This window comes from Shewanella sp. SM68 (assembly GCF_025653925.1).
Lineage (GTDB): Bacteria > Pseudomonadota > Gammaproteobacteria > Enterobacterales > Shewanellaceae > Shewanella > Shewanella oncorhynchi.
Window position 1 is genome coordinate 149,383 of sequence record NZ_JAKKRU010000003.1, and the last position, 18,109, is coordinate 167,491.

The window sequence follows — 18,109 nt, forward strand, 5'->3', positions numbered from 1 at the left end:
ACTTACAGGTCGGCGATAACTGAAAAGGAGTCTATAAAGATGGAATATTTAGTTGAACGTATCGAAGGCCACACGGCGATTCTGACCATGAACAATCCGCCAGCCAACACTTGGACCGCCGAGAGTTTGCAGGCGCTTAAAGCCAAAGTGCTTGAGCTAAATGCCAATAAAGAGATTTACGCCTTAGTGTTAACGGGCCAAGGGCAAAAGTTCTTCTCCGCTGGTGCCGATTTAAAACTGTTTAGCGATGGTGACAAAGGCAAAGCGGCAACGATGGCAAAGCATTTTGGTGAAGCTTTTGAAACCTTAAGCCAATTCCGTGGTGTGTCGATTGCCGCGATTAACGGCTATGCCATGGGCGGCGGCTTAGAAGTCGCGTTGGCCTGCGATATTCGTATCGCCGAAATTCAAGCTGTGATGGCATTGCCCGAAGCGACGGTCGGTTTATTACCCTGCGCGGGTGGCACTCAAAATCTGACTGCATTAGTCGGTGAAGGGTGGGCTAAACGGATGATTTTATGCGGCGAGCGTATCGATGCGACTCAGGCATTGAATCTACGTTTAGTGGAAGAAGTGGTCGATACTGGCGAAGCGCTTAATGCGGCAATCGCCTTAGCCGTCAAAGTGGCGAATCAAAGCCCAAGCAGCGTGACAGCGTGTAAGACGCTTATTCAAGCGGGGCGCACTATGGCGCGTAGCCAAGCGTTACCGATTGAGCGTGAGTTATTTGTCGGATTATTTGATACTGAAGATCAGGCCGAAGGCGTGAATGCGTTTTTAGGGAAACGTAAAGCTGAGTGGAGAAACCGCTAATGACGAATGTAGTAGATAATGACGTGGTCGAGCATGTCGCAAATCAGGTCACGACCACACAAAATGTGGTGTTTCAAACCTTAGCCACAGCTTCTGGCAAATTGGTTGGAGTAGTCACACTCAATGTGGAAAAAGCCCTCAACGCCTTAGATTTAGGCATGGTGCGCGCTATGACGGCGCAGCTTAATCTGTGGAAGAAAGATCCCCTTATCGCTTGCATCGTATTAGATGGCAGCGGTGAGAAGGCATTTTGTGCCGGGGGTGATGTGCGCGCTTTATACCATGCTTCCATTGCCACTAATGGACAAGTGACTGAGGAAGCAAAGGTTTTCTTCGAAGAGGAATATCGCCTCGATTATCTACTGCATACCTTTGGCAAACCTGTGTTGGTGTGGGGCGATGGCATTGTCATGGGCGGCGGTCTCGGTTTGATGGCGGGCGCAAGCCACAGAGTCGTTACCGAAACCTCGCGTATCGCTATGCCAGAGGTGACTATCGGCCTGTATCCTGATGTGGGTGGCAGTTATTTCCTTAATCGTATGCAGGGCAAGATGGGATTGTTTTTGGGATTGACCGCCTATCAACTCAATGCCGCCGATGCCTGTTATGTGGGCCTTGCGGATCATTACCTGAACCGCGACGACAAAGAGCTGATGTTTGATGCCATGGCAACCTTAGATTGGAGTGATACGCCAGCTCTTAATCATCAACGTTTAGATAGCATGATCAACGAGCTGTCTAATCAAGTGGATATTCCTAAGTGCGACAGTGTATTAGCCGAAAGCCAAGACATAATTGACAGGCTTATGGCGGGCAGTCTGCAGGATATTGCAGCACGCATGTCAACTCTGGTATCGGAAGAAAAGTGGTTAATGAAAGCGCGGGACACCTTCCTTGCGGGTAGCCCTATCAGCTGGCACTTGGTCTATATCCAAGGGCAGTTAGGGACTAAGCTTAGCTTAGCTCAATGTTTCAAATGGGAGTTAACCGCAAGTGTTAACGTGTGTGCCCACGGTGATTTCTGCGAAGGCGTTCGTGCACTCTTGATTGATAAAGACAAGAAACCGCAATGGCGTTTTAAGGATGTTAACTCAGTACCCACAGCGGTACTTGAGCAAATATTGGCTTCCCCATGGGGCGAGGCGCATCCCTTTAACCAACTGAGTTAAGCGTTTAAGGGCCGAGTTGGCTAAGCGCTGTGTTTATTTGCTTAGCCAAGCTCGCTTTACTCTGTGATAAAGTCAGCATAATCAATTTGATAGCATTATCACAACACTAAAAAGAACAACACAGGAGTGATGGCATGAGTACAGTAGCCTTTATCGGTTTAGGTAATATGGGCGGCCCAATGGCGGCCAATTTATTAAAAGCAGGCATGACGGTTCGCGTCTTTGATTTAGTCCCCGAGGCTATGCAGCAATTGGCCGAAAAAGGCGCCTTAGTATCAAGTACCGCCTGCGGCGCAGCAGCGGGCGCAAGTGTGGTGATTACTATGCTGCCTGCGGGCAAGCATGTGAAAAGTTTATATTTAGGCAATGGAACAGACAAAGGTCTGCTTGAAGTGGTTGCGGGTGATACCTTGCTCATCGATTGTTCAACCATCGATGCACAAAGCGCACAATTAGTGGCGGCCGAAGCGGCTAAAAGCGGCATCGAATTTATGGATGCACCAGTTTCTGGCGGCACGGCAGGCGCGGCAGCGGGTACTTTAACTTTTATTTGTGGTGGCTCGGATAACGCTTTTGAACGTGCGCAGCCCGTACTTAAGGCTATGGGTGTGAATATCTTCCACGCAGGCGGTCCAGGTGCGGGGCAAGTCGCAAAAATCTGCAATAACATGCTGTTATCTGTGTTGATGGTCGGTACTTCCGAAGCGCTGCAAATGGGCGTCGATCATGGTCTCGATCCCAAAGTGTTATCCGACATTATGAAGGTCAGCAGTGGCGGAAACTGGACGCTAGAGAAGTACAATCCCTGCCCAGGCGTGATGGAAACAGTGCCTTCTTCTAAGGGCTATCAGGGTGGCTTTATGGTAGATTTGATGGTCAAAGATCTCGGTCTGTCACAAGAAGCTGCATTATTGAGCAACTCTAGCACGCCAATGGGCGCTTTAGCCCGCAGCTTGTATGTTAATCATGCAAGACAAGGCAATGGTCGCCGAGATTTTTCCAGTATATTTGAACAATTTGCACCACTTAAAAAATAGACACAGATAACAAGGGATCACCAGATGGATTTAAAAGATAAGGTTGTCGTCATTACTGGCGGCGCGGGTGGCTTAGGCTTAGCAATGGCGCAAAATTTTGCGCAGGCGGGTGCTAAGATAGCGCTTATCGATGTGGACCAAGAAAAACTCGAGCGAGCCTGCGCTGAGCTTGGATCGGACACTGAAGTTCAAGGTTATGCCTTAGACATTACCGACGAAGAAGATGTCGTCGCGGGTTTTGCCTATATTCTCGAAGATTTTGGTCAAGTGAACGTGTTAGTGAACAACGCCGGTATTCTGCGTGATGGCATGTTAGTCAAAGCCAAAGACGGCAAAGTCACTGATCGTATGTCTTACGAGCAATTCCAATCGGTGATCAATGTGAACCTGACCGGCAGTTTCCTCTGTGGCCGTGAGGCCGCAGCGGCTATGATTGAATCGGGTCAAGCGGGGGTGATTGTTAACATCTCTAGCCTTGCTAAGGCGGGTAATATGGGCCAATCAAATTACGCGGCCTCAAAAGCGGGTGTTGCGGCTATGTCTGTTGGCTGGGCGAAGGAGTTAGCGCGCTACAATATCCGTAGTGCAGCCGTGGCACCTGGTGTGATTGCGACCGAGATGACGGCGGCAATGAAGCCAGAAGCGTTGGAGCGTTTAGAGAAACTCGTGCCTGTTGGCCGCTTAGGTCATGCCGACGAGATAGCTTCTACCGTACGTTTTATTATTGAAAACGATTATGTTAACGGTCGTGTGTTTGAAATCGATGGTGGTATCCGTCTTTAGAGCGATATCTTATTGATTTTTATAAAAACCGAGCTTAGGCTCGGTTTTTTTATAGGTTAAATAAAGATAATGGTTCTTATGCTCTAGCTTTCGGATTTATTTAGATTTCACTGTTGGAGTTGACATTTAGTTGTTAACCTTCAACAATCGCTCTCCCGTTTTTTTACATAACTTTACAAACATGTTGATCACATGTAATGGAGCTTGAAATCCGGATGTCTTGGCAGGAAAAAGCCCACTGGCTTGAGAAAATCACTAAGCGCATGATGTTGATCGTGGGTATCTTAGGGTTGGTTGTGATTTATTGCGGTTTCTTTTTTCTGCTCTTTAGTGGCCGCTCTGTGGCCGTGATCCCATGGTTTTTTCTTATCTCACCTTGGGTGTGTATTTATTTTGGTTTAACGCAAGTACAACAAGTGCAAGTGGTAAATTGGTTCTTAAAAAAATTTAAAAAATAACTAATTTACACATAACTCATTTCTGCAAGTTCATATTTTGTTTCGGTTTGTGCAGTTGGCAAACATTGGGGAGAAACAATGAAGCTACATGGATATTTATGGATGCTGGGGGGCTTATTTTGTTTAGGTGCTTGCGAGCGCTCGAACAAAGAGACGCCGCATCTTAGTGATAATGGCGCGCGCATAGTTGCGCCCTATGGTAGTTGGCAGTCTCCACTATCGGCGACTGAAGTTTTTGAGCAGGCCGATAATGTGGCTGAGTTGCAAAGTGTTGATGGTGCTATTTATTTCTCTGAATCTGATGGTGAAAAACAAGGCCAAGTCGGCATTAAACGCCTCGACCAACGGGGAAAAATTACCGACATAGTGCCGCCTGCGTTTAATGTTAAATCCGCCGTTCATGAATACGGTGGTGCCGCCTTTTTGGGGATTGGTCAGAGTCTGTTTGCCACTAAGGCACAGGACCAACTGTTTTATCGTTTTGCCCCTAATCAACCCCCTTTGCCTTTAACGCCAAATGGTACTCGCCATGCAGATTGTATTGCTTACCCCAAAGGGTCGAGGATTATCTGTGTGCGCGAAGATCATCGTCAAGCGGGTGAGCCTAAGGCGAGTCTTGTTACCATTAATCTTAATTTTGCCGGTGAAGGCGATACCTTTGTTTCGGGCCATGACTTTATTTCTTCGCCAGCCATCTCGCCCGATAACAGCCAACTGGCGTGGATCACGTGGGAACATCCCTATATGCCATGGGATAATAGTGTGCTCTGGCTTGGGGATCTAGACCGTAAAGGGCAATTACACAATATTCGTAAGGTAAACACGCCCGCAGATTCTTCGGTGTCGCAGCCGTTATTTAGCCCCGATGGACAATTGTATGTCGTATCGGATATCAGTAACTGGTGGAATATCTATCGAGTCACGGCACAAAATACCTTAGACCCAGTGCTAAAGAAAAAGGCCGAGTTTGCGGTGGCTGATTGGTATTTAGGCAATCATAACTATGCCTTTGAATCCGAAAAAACGATTATTGCCAGTTATATGCTTGGTAGTCAGGCCGTTTTAATTAGACTGCATCTAGATTCAGGCCTGACCGAATCTTTGGCCGTCGACTTTGGTGAAATCACCCAAGTGATCCGAGGGGAAGATGCTGTTTATTTTGTCGGCGCTAAGGCGACGCCAGAGAAGGGCATTTATAAAGTGATCGGTCGTGGTACTGAGTTGGTGTATACCCCTAACTTACCAAAACTTAATCCCAATTATATCTCCCGTGCTAAAAATATTACTTTTAAAACAGGTGCTAACCAGCAAGCTTACGGTTATTTTTATGGTCCGGTTAACCCCAACTATACTGCGCCTAATGATACCCGTCCGCCCTTGATTGTAATGTTACACGGCGGTCCTACGGCGCGTGCGAGTCTGGCTTATCGCAGTGACATTCAATTTTGGACCAGCCGAGGCTTTGCGGTTCTCGATGTTAATTTCCGTGGTAGCAGTGGTTTTGGCCGTGCTTATCGTCAAAGTATCTACGGAAAATGGGGCCAAGTTGATGTGGAGGATGCGGTCAATGCGGCCCGTTATTTAGTCGATAAGGGCTGGGTTGATGGACAAAAGCTGGCTATTCGAGGTGTTAGCGCTGGTGGGTTAACTGTGATGTCGTCATTGGCATTTTATGATGTATTTCAAGCGGGGGTGAGCTATGCGGGGATAAGTGACTTTGAACAGCTCGCCAAGAGTACCCATAAATTCGAGACTGGCTACTTAGATCTGCTCATCGGCCCCTATGGTGAAAATCAAGCCCGCTATAGGGAACTGTCGCCCCTGCATCACCTTGAAGGATTGAATGAGCCTTTATTAATTTTTCAAGGATTACGTGACCAAATCGTGCCACCACAGCAGTCGCGGCAGATTTATGAGGCGTTGAAAGTGAGAGGCGTACCCACGGCTTATATCGCTTATCAGGATGAACCCCACGGCGGTTGGAAACCTGAGCACAAGGCCGCAGGATTAGAAACTGAGCTGGCATTTTATGGGCAAGTGTTTAACTTTACCCCTGCGGGTAAGCTTGCAACACTGGTACTGGATAACGCCGCAGCGCTAAAGCCAACTATAGTGAGAAGTCAATAACGTGGTATTTACCGTTATTGATCTTGGCCATCGCTATTGCGATTGGCTTTACCGCAACACTCAGAGCCAGCATTTTGCTGGCTCTTGTGATTTTCGAGGCTGCCATGAGTCTCGTGACTTAGGCTGTCGATAATGGCGCAGTGGGGCTGATCGCCGCCTTGGCATTGGGTCACCATGTGCTGTAATTGCGCCCTAAGCTGCTGTAGCTTATTGATTTGCTGCTCGACATAGGCAAGGTGCGTTTGGGTAAGCTGCTTAACGTCCTCGGCATTACGGCTTTCATTACCCTTAAGACCAAGCAAGGATTTGCAATCCTCTAGGCTAAAACCTAAGTCGCGACATTGATGCACAAACTTAAGTGCTTCAATATCTTGATGGCGATAAACTCGATAACCCGCCTCATTGCGCTCGCCGCACACTAAGCCAATATCATGGTAATAACGGATACTCTTAACACTTAAGCCCGTTTGTTTCGCCACTTCACCTATCTTCATTTTGACCTCTATTTTTCCAACTGAATGGTATCACCCATTTCGCCCAGCAATTAATTGTCGATGTGATCACGTTGAGCAAATTCATCCTTGACTCTCCAGTGATGGGAGACTTTATCTTAGACCTATAGTGTGAAACATCAAGTGAGGGATCTCCTATGTCTATGACCAGACTCTATGTCGCCAATATGAATTGCGCTGGTTGCGTCGCAAAAATTGAAAAGGCGTTTGCCGCCCAAGCGGGCGTTGAAGCGCGTGTGAATCTCGCCGATAAGCAAGTGACGGTAGAAGGCAAGATGAGCGCTGATACCGCCTTGGCTGTGATGGCAAATGCGGGTTATCCGGCGCAGGTCGTTATTGATGCTAAAGTCGCCGCCGAAGAAAAACGCCTTGAAGATGCCGCCGAGTATCGACTGCGGATGCGCCAAGCTATAGCCGCGCTCGTTGTGGGTGTTCCCATGATGCTGTGGGGATTACTGGGCGGTGAAATGATGATCAACAGCCCAAATTTGCAGCTAGGTTGGGGCATCATGGGACTGGTCACTTTGGCTTTACTCATCACCACAGGCGGCCATTTTTATCAAGGTATGTGGCGGGCGCTCAAAGCCAAAACCACCAACATGGATACGTTGATTGTGCTGGGCACCAGTACCGCGTGGGCCTATTCCATGTTGGTAGTCATTATGCCGAGCGCATTCCCTATGGATACCCGCCATGTGTACTTTGAGGCGAGTGTGATGATCTTAGGTTTGATTAACTTAGGTCATGGACTCGAACTCAAAGCGCGGGGCAAAACCAGCGAAGCGGTGCAGCGACTGCTCGGGTTGCAATCCACTACTGCGATTCGTATCACGGATAAGGGGGATGAAAAGGTTGAGATAAGTCAGTTGAAACTGGGCGATAAGCTGCGTTTGCGCCCCGGTGACCGAGTTGCCCTTGATGGTGAGGTCGAAACGGGACAATCCCTATTAGATGAAGCCATGCTCACAGGTGAACCTATGCCAGTCCTTAAAAATCGGGGAGATAGTCTGAGCGCGGGCACAGTCAATGGCAATGGCAGCTTAGTTTACCGAGTTACGGCTGGGCAACAAGATACTAAGCTCGCCAAAATCATTGCACTGGTGCAACAGGCACAAACGTCAAAATTACCCATAGGTCGATTGGCCGATAAGATCTCCGCGGTATTTGTCCCTACTGTGGTGGCGATAGCACTACTGGCGGCGGCTATTTGGTATTTTGCAGGTCCAGCGCCCGCCTTAAGCCATGCGTTAGTGGTGCTGACGAGTGTGCTCATCATAGCTTGTCCCTGTGCGTTGGGGCTGGCTACGCCTATGTCTATCATGGTGGCTGTGGGCCGCGCCGCCCAAATGGGCGTGTTAGTCAAAAATGGCGAAGCGTTGCAAACCGCCAGTAAAGTTGATTGTGTGGTGCTGGATAAAACTGGCACTGTCACCTTAGGTAAGCCGCAAGTCACTGACTTTGTATTAGTACAAACACTGAGTGATGCCGACAAAGAAACCTTGCTGGGCGAAATTGCAAGCCTTGAGCAGCACTCTGAGCATCCGTTAGCGGGGGCGATTGTCAGTTATGCCAAGGAATCACTGACGCAATTGCCCGACACACAGGCATTTACGAACCATCAAGGTAAGGGGATTGAGGGCAAGGTCGATGGCGTATCGCTGGCGATTGGTAATTTCGCCTTGATGACGGCATTGAATATTGTCAATTCCGATGGCAGTGCCTTAGATCCTAACGCGATATTAAGTTTTGCGCACCAAGGTAAAACCCCGATTTATATCGCTAAAGCGGGCAAGTTAGTGGCCACTATCGCGCTGGCTGATCCGATTAAACCCGATGCCAAAGAAGCCATCGCGGCCATGCTGCAAAGGGGTATTCGCGTGGTGTTGTTAACGGGGGATAACCCACAAACGGCGCAGGCGGTGGCCGACCAAGTGGGCATCACCGAAGTGATTGCCGGCGTACTGCCCGAGCAAAAACAACAACATGTGCTGGATTTACAAAAGCAAGGGCATGTGGTGGCTATGGTTGGGGATGGCATTAATGATGCGCCAGCTCTAATGAGCGCGGATGTGGGAATCGCGATGGGATCGGGCACTGAGGTGGCGATTGAAAGTGCGGACATCACCTTGTTGTCGCAGCAATTTATAGTGATTGCTAACTTATTGGCATTGTCGCGGGCGACAATTACCAATATTAAGCAGAATCTGTTCGGCGCCTTTGTGTATAACAGTTTGGGTATTCCGATTGCGGCGGGCGTGCTTTATCCACTTACGGGCATGTTATTAAGTCCTGTGATCGCGGGTGCGGCCATGGCTTTGTCTTCACTTACTGTCGTCACGAACGCCAACCGCTTAAGACGGCAGAAGTTATAAGCTGTCGGTACCTAAGCTAACTCAAAATGTTGAAACGGATATCTTGAGTTAGCTTAGGGCTATGTCCACATTCACACTACCACATAAGTCTTTAGCAGATAGCCCCTAAGCAGATAGCCCCTTAGCGTCGGCAAGCTTTACGACGCTAAGGGTCATCAGATTGTCATTCTGCTCGAATACATTGAAAGCTAAGCCAATAGGGTAAAATCAATTACGCTTCTCACGCAGGCATAGTGCGGCGATTTCGGCATTCCCTCTGGCTTTCTAGCCGCCTTTTTAGTTGATAATTTAGCCCAAACTGCTATAGTGCCACGTTTATTTTTACCCCTTCGGCATAGCGTTATTTGGTTTATGCTTATTTAAAGCGGCGCCAGCGGGCTCGGCCAACATTACTCGATTTGGAAGTTCATTTTGATCACAACAGCAAATATCACCATGCAGTTCGGCGCTAAGCCACTGTTTGAAAACATCTCAGTTAAATTTGGCGGTGGTAACCGTTACGGTCTTATCGGCGCGAATGGCTGTGGTAAATCGACCTTCATGAAGATCCTGTGTGGTGATCTAGACCCTAGCAGCGGTAACGTCTCGTTAGATGTGAATGAGCGTCTGGGTAAATTAAGCCAGAACCAGTTCGGTTATGAGGAATTCAACCTGATCGATACCGTGATCATGGGCCACCGCGAACTGTGGAAGGTAAAGCAAGAACGTGACCGTATTTATTCTTTACCCGAAATGAGTGAAGAAGATGGCATTACCGTCGCCAACCTAGAGATGGATTTTGCTGAGATGGACGGTTATACCGCCGAATCCCGTGCAGGCGAATTACTGTTAGGTGTAGGTATCGGTATTGAAAGCCATTTTGGTTTGATGTCTGAAATCGCACCGGGTTTAAAACTGCGTGTATTGTTAGCACAAGCTCTGTTCTCTGATCCAGACGTGCTGCTGCTTGACGAACCTACCAACAACTTGGACATCGACACTATCCGTTGGTTACAAGACATGTTGAACCAACGTAGCAGTACTATGGTTATCATTTCGCACGATAGATATTTCTTAAACTCAGTCTGTACTCACATGGCTGACTTAGACTACGGCGAACTGCGCGTTTACCCAGGTAACTACGACGAATACATGCAAGCGGCGACTCAAGCTCGCGAGCGTTTATTGTCTGATAATGCGAAGAAAAAAGCCCAGATCTCTGAACTGCAAACCTTCGTAGCACGCTTCTCGGCTAACGCTTCTAAGGCGAAACAAGCCACATCTCGTGCTCGTCAAATCGACAAGATTAAGTTAGATGAAGTAAAAGCCTCTAGCCGTGTGAACCCCTTCATTCGTTTCGAGCAAGAGAAGAAATTGTTCCGTAATGCCTTAGTGATTGAAAACCTAACTAAAGGCTACGACACTCCGTTATTCAAAGACTTAAACTTGATTGTTGAAGTGGGCGAGCGCATTGCGGTATTGGGTGAAAACGGCGTCGGTAAAACAACCCTGTTACGTACCCTGATCCATGATATCCCGCAGGATGCCGGTACTATCCAATGGTCTGAAAACGCTAACATTGGTTACTATGCACAGGACCATGAGTCTGATTTCGCTAACGAAATGACGCTGTTCGAGTGGATGAGCCAATGGCGCAAGCCAGAAGATGACGACCAATCGGTACGTGGCATCTTAGGCCGTATGTTGTTTGGCTCTGACGACATTAAAAAGTCAGTCAAAGTGCTGTCTGGTGGTGAGAAAGGTCGTATGTTATTCGGCAAGCTCATCATGCAAAAAGCCAACATTTTAGTGCTCGACGAACCGACCAACCACATGGATATGGAATCAATTGAATCACTGAACAACGCGCTGGAAATGTACGAAGGGACCTTGATTTTCGTGAGTCATGACCGTGCATTCGTATCGTCTCTGGCAAACCGTATCCTTGAAGTCACTCACTCAGGCGTGAATGATTTCAGAGGCACTTATGATGAGTTCCTTGCCAGCAAAGGCATTGAAGTCTAACGCTATTTGTTATTTCGCTGCATGTGTAAATACATGCATTTAAATACAGTGCAGCTAAATGCAGCATCAATAAAAACGCCGCGATTCATTGCGGCGTTTTTGTATCCATTTGCTGTCTTTTATCTAGCGATTAGCTTTCGCGCACTCGATTTTAGCGCATTGGCGGCACTCGTTAGGGCGCTGACACTTGCTGCACATAAATCAAATTGTCGGTATCAAAGCCGCGGGCTTTAGACATTTCAACAAACTTTTGCAGCACCTCGGATGGCACAGTCGGGGTTTTAGCCAATAGCCACAAATAACCTGTGTCGGGTCCCGATATAAAAGCGTATTGATAGTTTTCATGATCTAATTCGAAGACCACATACGATCCATAAAATGGCCCAAAGAAGGAGACTTTCAAATAGCCTTCTGAATCACCATTCACAAAATAGGCCTTTCCTTCGGCTTCTTTCCATTCATTTTTAGCCGCGGAAAATCCACGGTTAATGACCCTAACACCACTATCCTCTTTCAGGCTGTATTCTGCGCTAACTTGGCTTAAGCCTCTTTCGAATGAATGATCTAATCGTGCAATTTCGTACCATTTACCTAAGTATTTATTTAGCTCAAAATCATTCACGGGTTGAACCAGTTTAGGCATGCCTAAGCAACCGCTGAGCAAAAATATACTAATGACTAACAGTAGCTTTCTCAATTTGACCTCCTGATCTTAAGTCTTAGTCGCACGTCTTAAGTGCAATGTTCAATCAATCCGCTATCGAGCTTACACTATTTTCTTCACATTATTTCAGCTACTTGGCAAAGTGTTGTTGGTTAGCCGCTCGTAATCAATACTTTGCGCTGACTGATAAAGCCTTGGCTAATGCCGGCCAGAATAATCAAGCCGACACCGCTTAATTGCATGGGACTCAAGGTTTCACCAAATATCCACCATGCTAGCGTCACTACGATAACCGGTTCCGCATAGGCGAGGGTGCCAAAGGTGACTGCTGGCAATTGGCGTAGGGCTTTTACCGCCAGCAAAATAGCTAAAAATCCGGGGAAGAATCCAATCGCAATTAACCAGCCCATTTGCGGCAAACTTGGCGTCAGCGGTGCATTTATCACTAAGGGCAGTAGGCACAAAGCGCCGACACAAAGCTGCACTAAAGTGCTTTGATAGGGCGAACTCAGGCTCAGTTTTCGGTTGATTAACATAAACCCACTGTAGGTTAATAAGGCGAGTAGGGAATAAAAATAGCCTAATAATTCAGTGTGATTGCTCGCTTGCTGCGGCCCTGTTGGGATCATTAACATAAAGCCCATCAGCGCGACTACCACGCTTGCCATGCTTAAGCGGGTGAGTTTCTCGGCAAAGAAATAATGGGCGAAAATAGCCGACACCACAGGGGCTAAGTAAATAATCATGATCACATTGGCCATTTGGGTGTACTGAATGGCTTCAATGTAAAACGCCATAAAACCCGCGAGCATAGCGCCGTTATATACCCAAGCTACCTCAAGATACGAGTTTCAGAGCGCCTAGGGTGCTTCAATTCAAGGCGCATCAATGACAGAATGTCGGCTACCTTTTGAATTGATGCAACACGGAAGTGGAGTGCCCTAGGCGCTCCGTCCCGGCGGTTTTTAACGCACTTTATGCTGTGTTGGTTATTTTTAACTTAGTCCACTAGGTCCGCAAATAACCGCCTTGCCTAAAGTGCGTTAAATTTCCGCTGAATCCTGCATCTTGAGGTTGTTTGGGTATAAGTTGCGTTTGCTGGGTTTATGGCGAATCTGATGGCCTTTACCTGTGAGCAGCATATAAGCCAATAGAAATAGGGCACCGAGCAGTAAGCGGTAGAAGGTAATGTGTTCGGCGGGCAGGGCGGCAAAGCGCGCTAATACACCGATTGTACCCATAAGAATGGCCGCCAATAGGGCAAAAATGATAGCTAAAGTTGAGCTTGGCATAGATAACCTACAACAGAGTGAACAGAGAGTTAAGGGGCGACACCGTCCTGTGGACGGCGTCGATTTTGCCTTAAAAACTCACCCTAGGCTATGCCGATGTATTAACTTAGATAATGCTTTTACGTGAGCGGAAATGGTTAAAGCTATCTTGGCTGTAGGCCGCCTTAATCCGTTTTAACGCAGCGTAATTGTGGTCAAAGTACACATCTGTAGGGATGGCCTTATCTTTGAAACTGATAAAAGCGCCCGAGGTGTTGGGGATGTCATTATTTCGGCTGGCATCAATCCAATCGAGTGCACGATTAATGCGGGTAACCACTTGGCTATCCTGCAATTGTTGTTTCTCTTGCAGGGCGTTATTCCACCAAGTTTGATATTGAATCGTGTATTGTCTGTCCTTGTAGGGGAAGGCGCTGCGACTCTTTTGCTCTTCGCCCATAGTGCGATAATAATCACCTGCAATGGCGCCAAGGGTAACATAGGTAAATAGCCCCAATTGACGATTGCCTTCAAGCACATAGCGAGAGGTTAAGCTTTCAAGCAGTGGCTTATAACCGTCCCTCAGGCCCGTTTGATTCACTAAGCGCGAGGTGACTTTATGGGGCGCGGGTTCATCTACATCCGCTGGATTAGGTGAGCGGTTTATGCCTTGTAAGTCAGCTTGCAGATGATGAAAAGATTCCCTTTCCCAACTGGGCATTAAGTTTTCACCGTAGGCTTTGGTGAGTCCGCCCATACCCTCGATGCGAATATCATTGGGGATTAGGCCAAATTCATTAAATTGTTTCTGGATAAAGTGGTTTAGGCTGGCGGAATTGCCCTCCCAAAAACCATACATCAAGCAGTTATGCGTAATTGAGTCAGTGTCTATGTCGAGTGTTTTGTGTTGTTCTACGGGTAAATGTTTGGCATTAATCTTGAGATTAGTGCCAATCAAACAGCCAGTGCTGTCGGCATTTATGATGGCTTCCCAGCGCTGTAAAATGTCTTTAGTTGGGGTGTGCTCAATGAGTTCATGGGTTTGTTTATTGTAGCAATTCCATTCTAATTCAAACTTGATAAGGCAAGGTGGTAGTGGAAAGGTTTGCACAAAAAAGCGGGTCACTATGCCGTAACTTAACCCACCGCCACCCTTGAGCGCCCAGAGTAACTCAGGTTTATTGGCAACAGAGACGACTTGAGTTTCACCAACGCCGAGGACGATTTCTGCCTGTAATAGGGATTCGCAGCACATGCCGTGTTTGCGGGTCCAAGGTCCTGAGCCGCCGCCCATAATAAATCCCGCTATGGCAACACTGCCACAGGAGCTATGGGGGAGCATCACGCCTTGTTTGGCAAGGGCTGTGGTGAGATTGATAAAACGATTACCTGGGCCAATGGCCGCAATACCTGTAATGGGATCTAAAGTGAGGCTATCCATCTTCAGCAGATCTAACACTACGGTATTCGTTTCAGTGCTTTCACCTTCGTGATCATTCCCACCCGAGCGTACGCTGATTGGCAAGTTATAATCGATGGCCGCTTTATAGGCGATTTTGACTTCTTCAGTTGACGTGCATTTGATGATCGCCAGTGGTTTTTTTTGTAATCTGCGGTTGAACAGTTGGCAAGCCTGTTGATAGGCAATCATTTGCTTACCTGTGCTGACCGAGAGTTGCTGCTCACTATAATAATGGCCACCGGTAATAATATTATCGGCCGGAATGTGTGCGCGAACTTCATTGATGAAATTAACAAAGTTTTTGGCTTGAGTGATCACTAAGTTTTCACTAATACGCACTTCAGCACTTAATTCTTCTTCGGTCGATTGAATAATCAAACAATCCCGTTCCAGTTCATTTGCGACGGTGACTTTAATATTAGAGCGATAGGCCGTCAGCGATTTAAACACTTCAATATTGAGTGTAATATCCGCTTGATTACTCGCCGTGTAATTCACTAAATAACTAAAATTTGGCCAAGTGTTATAGTTACATTCAATAATGTAGGCTCGGCGTTCGTGGGGCGGAATAATTTTAGGTAATTGTTGATTATAGGTGTTGCTATCCGTAGTGGTTTTTATGAATTGATATTCAGTGTCATTAAATATGACCAGCAGCACTTTTTGTCTTTTAAGTGGGATAAAGTTTTCACCACGAATATTATGTGCATCTTGATGCTGGTAAATGTAAAGGTTATTTTCGCTAATCGATCTTTGTTGCGCTGGATTACGGTAATAGTCAACGATTTCAGTTCGCGTTAATAATCGATTGAGCAAGGTGATGCCAAATATTTCACCATCGAAATGTGTATCGCGATGATTCGGTAAAGACACGTTTTCAATTAAAAATTCATTGTCGGCAACCAGTGACAGATTATTGAGTTGTGTATGGGTAATTTCACCATCCACATAACAACTGATTTCATGGTATTCATGGCAGATGGACAATAAGTGCCACTGACCGTCGTTGAGTCCACCTAAGGTTGATATTGCCTCAACCCGCAGTAAGGTGGTATTAATCACGCATTCAATATGCCCCAGTGAATTTATATCCACCGCAAAATAGGTATCTTCCCTATCAGTTTTATAATGGAACACACGCCCACCTGCGCTGGTTTTCAACCAACACTGGTATGTGAATATGGCAAGGGGTGACGTGCTCACGGGTAAGCTTTTTTCAATCACTGCCCGTATATTTCTTGATGCCTCAAGCTTATTCATATTCGTGCGTCCTTTCGTGTGCTTTGCGTGTTTTACCTCAGTGCGCTAAAGCGCTACTGGGGTAATTCATCCCGTGGTTAATCCATCGCGGGTAACTAAGTCGCGGGTAACTATGTTTTGGGTCAATCAGTTTTGGGTAAATCAGTTGCGGGCAAACAAGTCGCCAATTAATAGGTATTAAAGCGACGTATTGATCCTGTCACGGCCATCGGCTTTGGCGCGATACAATGCGGTATCGGCGGCGCACAGCATGGCGAGTGAGGTACGGAATTGGCCATTGATTTCACTCGCAATCCCTTGGCTCGCGCTCACAGAGACATAGTCGCGCAGGCCTTGCTCAGTAAAGCGCAGGTCATTAATCCCTTGCTGCACTTTTTGGGCAATCGTCAGTGCCATTTTGGCATTGTGGCTTGGCAGTATTAGCGCGAATTCTTCACCGCCGTAACGCGCTGCCAGGCCAATTTCTATTGGCACTATGTCAGCAATCACTTTGGCAATCTTTCGTAGACATTCGTCCCCTTGGATATGGCCGAATTGGTCGTTGAACACTTTGAAGTAATCCACATCGATAATCACCACGCTGATCGGGCGCAACTTACCTGTGCATTCTTCCCAATAGTGATGCAGCATTTCATCAAAATATCGGCGGTTCGCCAGTCCTGTCAGTGAATCTGTGGCGGCCAATTTACGTAGCTTTTGATTTTCCGCTTTGTGCTGCGTTAAATCGTGCATCATCATCACAAACAGAGGTTCATGGCTGGGGATGTAGGAAATGGAAAGCTCAACATCTTTTGCTTTGCCTGAGGCGGTAATGAGGGTGATTTCTTCGGCGCAGTGCTGCACTGGGATACCGCAATTTTTGCCTAATTTAATATCATTGCTCAGCAGATTGTCATAGCGAGCTTGGTGGTGTTCGGTCAAAAAGTTGCGCCAATCTTGTCCCTTCAAACTGGCCTGCGGGCATGTCAGTAAGTCAGCACCTTTGCTATTGCTAAAGTAAATGTAACCTTGGGCATTGACGATAATCACCGGCTCTGTCAGATGCTGAATAAACTGTTGAATCGTTTCAATCGAGGCATGTTCGAAGAAGGTTAACGGCAACGAGGGTTCGACCAAGCCTTGCTGCGCAGTGCACTGTGAGCCATTGCCTTCACCCACAAGTGATAATGGATGTTGTGAGCGAGTCTGTTTAGGTGAGCTTGTCATTGTTATCATTCTCCGTGAACCTAATGTCATCTGCGCTAAGCGCTTTTCTGATGATGACTTTATTCTTCGCAAAGAAAAGATACCTTCTGCTTACCTTCCGATTTAATCTATTGTTTATAAAGGTTTTAAATTTACTCTTCTCACGGTAAATTCTCAGGTTTAGCTGAAACGTGCGAGGTTTTTGGGCATGGCTAAGTTGAAAGAGCGGTACCCATGAGTGGATTTTTGGCTATTAAGCGGCAAGCGCAAAGGATTTTAGTGTCTAAAGATGGTGGATAATGCTTTGATTTTATCGACAATCCAGTCACGTCTATGCTCATAACTGCGGCCTGTGAGTTTATCCTCACCGCACAGAAAAGCCCTTCTGACACAGCGATTTATCACATGATAGAAGGGCGTTGTATTAGCATCGATAAGCATTCTTCTGGCCGGGGTCATCATCTGCTCCAAACAGACGCAATCAAGATAATGTAAAGGCTAGTATAAGAGGGGACAAAGCACAAAAAGACATGGCTGTCCCCGCTTTTCCCCTTTTCTTCGGGTGTAGAAACTGCCCAGCCCGATTAAAGGTTGGGCATTTCGATTAGTTTTGAGGACGATTGATAATTTCTGGATCAGGACTTAATATCAGTAAGGTATTAGTAGTATTGCTCAATACAAATTGGAACTTAGTAGTTCCCGACGTTCTATCTAGATCGACGAGTTGTACTAACATACCATCGCTGCTGATGGTTACCGCATCGACAATATCATCGAATGGGGTAACAAAGCCGACCCCAACAAATTTTAAACCTTTTCCTGTTTGATCATTTAGCAAGTAGGTAACAGTACCAGCTTGGGTGATAGTCACATCCCCTTGGCATTGTTCACCATTAGCATCTGTATAAATAAATACAGGTTCGCCATTTTCTAGATTAACATTGACTTTAATAAATTGAGCCGAGCCTTGTGGTGCGAACATATTAACTTCC

General features: G+C 46.8%; 14 protein-coding genes and 1 pseudogene. 8 read left to right on the plus strand and 7 right to left on the minus strand.

Features of this window, described 5'->3' with window-relative positions; genetic code table 11:
• Positions 1-39 precede the first annotated feature (39 nt).
• From L5M40_RS06240 to L5M40_RS06265, 6 genes are all read left to right on the plus strand, one after another.
• Positions 40-813, plus strand: a complete 774-nt coding sequence (locus tag L5M40_RS06240; RefSeq protein WP_263160631.1) for an enoyl-CoA hydratase — start codon at positions 40-42, stop codon at positions 811-813.
• Positions 813-1,982: an enoyl-CoA hydratase/isomerase family protein gene (locus L5M40_RS06245; RefSeq protein ID WP_263160630.1), complete on the plus strand. Its 1,170-nt coding sequence runs from the start codon at positions 813-815 to the stop codon at positions 1,980-1,982. The genes L5M40_RS06240 and L5M40_RS06245 overlap by 1 nt, the downstream gene beginning before the upstream one ends.
• Before the next feature lie 134 nt (positions 1,983-2,116).
• Positions 2,117-3,019 (plus strand): 3-hydroxyisobutyrate dehydrogenase, encoded by a 903-nt coding sequence (gene mmsB, locus L5M40_RS06250; protein WP_113938927.1) that lies wholly within the window; start codon positions 2,117-2,119, stop codon positions 3,017-3,019.
• A 24-nt stretch (positions 3,020-3,043) separates the two neighbouring features.
• Positions 3,044-3,802: an SDR family oxidoreductase gene (locus tag L5M40_RS06255; protein WP_011846385.1), complete on the plus strand. Its 759-nt coding sequence runs from the start codon at positions 3,044-3,046 to the stop codon at positions 3,800-3,802.
• 215 nt (positions 3,803-4,017) lie between these two features.
• A complete protein-coding gene (locus L5M40_RS06260; protein ID WP_028760560.1) occupies positions 4,018-4,260 on the plus strand; it encodes a hypothetical protein in 243 nt (80 codons plus the stop codon).
• A gap of 78 nt (positions 4,261-4,338) precedes the next feature.
• On the plus strand, positions 4,339-6,387 hold the full coding sequence (locus L5M40_RS06265; protein ID WP_028760559.1) for an alpha/beta hydrolase family protein: 2,049 nt from the start codon (positions 4,339-4,341) through the stop codon (positions 6,385-6,387).
• A gap of 14 nt (positions 6,388-6,401) precedes the next feature.
• On the opposite strand, the gene L5M40_RS06270 is transcribed toward L5M40_RS06265, so the two are convergent.
• Positions 6,402-6,881, minus strand: coding sequence for a Cu(I)-responsive transcriptional regulator (locus L5M40_RS06270; RefSeq protein ID WP_263160628.1), 480 nt, complete (start codon positions 6,879-6,881; stop codon positions 6,402-6,404).
• A gap of 155 nt (positions 6,882-7,036) precedes the next feature.
• On the opposite strand from L5M40_RS06270, the gene L5M40_RS06275 reads away from it, so the two are divergent.
• Positions 7,037-9,271, plus strand: coding sequence for a heavy metal translocating P-type ATPase (locus tag L5M40_RS06275; RefSeq protein WP_263256409.1), 2,235 nt, complete (start codon positions 7,037-7,039; stop codon positions 9,269-9,271).
• 411 nt (positions 9,272-9,682) lie between these two features.
• Positions 9,683-11,275 (plus strand): ABC-F family ATPase, encoded by a 1,593-nt coding sequence (locus tag L5M40_RS06280; protein WP_081729050.1) that lies wholly within the window; start codon positions 9,683-9,685, stop codon positions 11,273-11,275.
• Positions 11,276-11,447: 172 nt separating this feature from the next.
• On the opposite strand, the gene L5M40_RS06285 is transcribed toward L5M40_RS06280, so the two are convergent.
• From L5M40_RS06285 to L5M40_RS06315, 6 genes and pseudogenes are all read right to left on the minus strand, one after another.
• The gene (locus L5M40_RS06285; protein WP_263256411.1) at positions 11,448-11,972 is read right to left on the minus strand and encodes a lipocalin family protein; all 525 of its coding nucleotides are present in this window, start codon (positions 11,970-11,972) and stop codon (positions 11,448-11,450) included.
• A 119-nt stretch (positions 11,973-12,091) separates the two neighbouring features.
• Positions 12,092-12,760, minus strand: a pseudogene (locus L5M40_RS06290) (DMT family transporter); the annotation flags it as partial.
• A 222-nt stretch (positions 12,761-12,982) separates the two neighbouring features.
• Entirely contained in the window at positions 12,983-13,231 is a 249-nt protein-coding gene (locus L5M40_RS06295; RefSeq protein ID WP_263160620.1) for an EamA family transporter, read from the minus strand.
• A 106-nt stretch (positions 13,232-13,337) separates the two neighbouring features.
• A complete protein-coding gene (locus tag L5M40_RS06300; protein ID WP_263256413.1) occupies positions 13,338-15,932 on the minus strand; it encodes an FAD-binding protein in 2,595 nt (864 codons plus the stop codon).
• Between the two features lie 177 nt (positions 15,933-16,109).
• On the minus strand, positions 16,110-17,138 hold the full coding sequence (locus tag L5M40_RS06305; protein WP_263180990.1) for a diguanylate cyclase: 1,029 nt from the start codon (positions 17,136-17,138) through the stop codon (positions 16,110-16,112).
• 583 nt (positions 17,139-17,721) lie between these two features.
• A complete protein-coding gene (locus L5M40_RS06315) occupies positions 17,722-18,099 on the minus strand; it encodes a DP-EP family protein (protein ID WP_219250208.1) in 378 nt (125 codons plus the stop codon).
• Positions 18,100-18,109: the final 10 nt, after the last annotated feature.

What these genes read in the sequence shown, in the direction of transcription:
- L5M40_RS06240 (WP_263160631.1), top strand. Translation starts at nt 40, where the DNA reads ATGGAATATTTAGTTGAACGTATCGAAGGCCACACGGCGATTCTGACC.
- L5M40_RS06245 (WP_263160630.1), top strand. Translation starts at nt 813, where the DNA reads ATGACGAATGTAGTAGATAATGACGTGGTCGAGCATGTCGCAAATCAG.
- mmsB (WP_113938927.1), top strand. Translation starts at nt 2,117, where the DNA reads ATGAGTACAGTAGCCTTTATCGGTTTAGGTAATATGGGCGGCCCAATG.
- L5M40_RS06255 (WP_011846385.1), top strand. Translation starts at nt 3,044, where the DNA reads ATGGATTTAAAAGATAAGGTTGTCGTCATTACTGGCGGCGCGGGTGGC.
- L5M40_RS06260 (WP_028760560.1), top strand. Translation starts at nt 4,018, where the DNA reads ATGTCTTGGCAGGAAAAAGCCCACTGGCTTGAGAAAATCACTAAGCGC.
- L5M40_RS06265 (WP_028760559.1), top strand. Translation starts at nt 4,339, where the DNA reads ATGAAGCTACATGGATATTTATGGATGCTGGGGGGCTTATTTTGTTTA.
- L5M40_RS06270 (WP_263160628.1), bottom strand. Translation starts at nt 6,881, where the DNA reads ATGAAGATAGGTGAAGTGGCGAAACAAACGGGCTTAAGTGTTAAGAGT.
- L5M40_RS06275 (WP_263256409.1), top strand. Translation starts at nt 7,037, where the DNA reads ATGTCTATGACCAGACTCTATGTCGCCAATATGAATTGCGCTGGTTGC.
- L5M40_RS06295 (WP_263160620.1), bottom strand. Translation starts at nt 13,231, where the DNA reads ATGCCAAGCTCAACTTTAGCTATCATTTTTGCCCTATTGGCGGCCATT.
- L5M40_RS06300 (WP_263256413.1), bottom strand. Translation starts at nt 15,932, where the DNA reads ATGAATAAGCTTGAGGCATCAAGAAATATACGGGCAGTGATTGAAAAA.
- L5M40_RS06305 (WP_263180990.1), bottom strand. Translation starts at nt 17,138, where the DNA reads ATGACAAGCTCACCTAAACAGACTCGCTCACAACATCCATTATCACTT.
- L5M40_RS06315 (WP_219250208.1), bottom strand. Translation starts at nt 18,099, where the DNA reads ATGTTCGCACCACAAGGCTCGGCTCAATTTATTAAAGTCAATGTTAAT.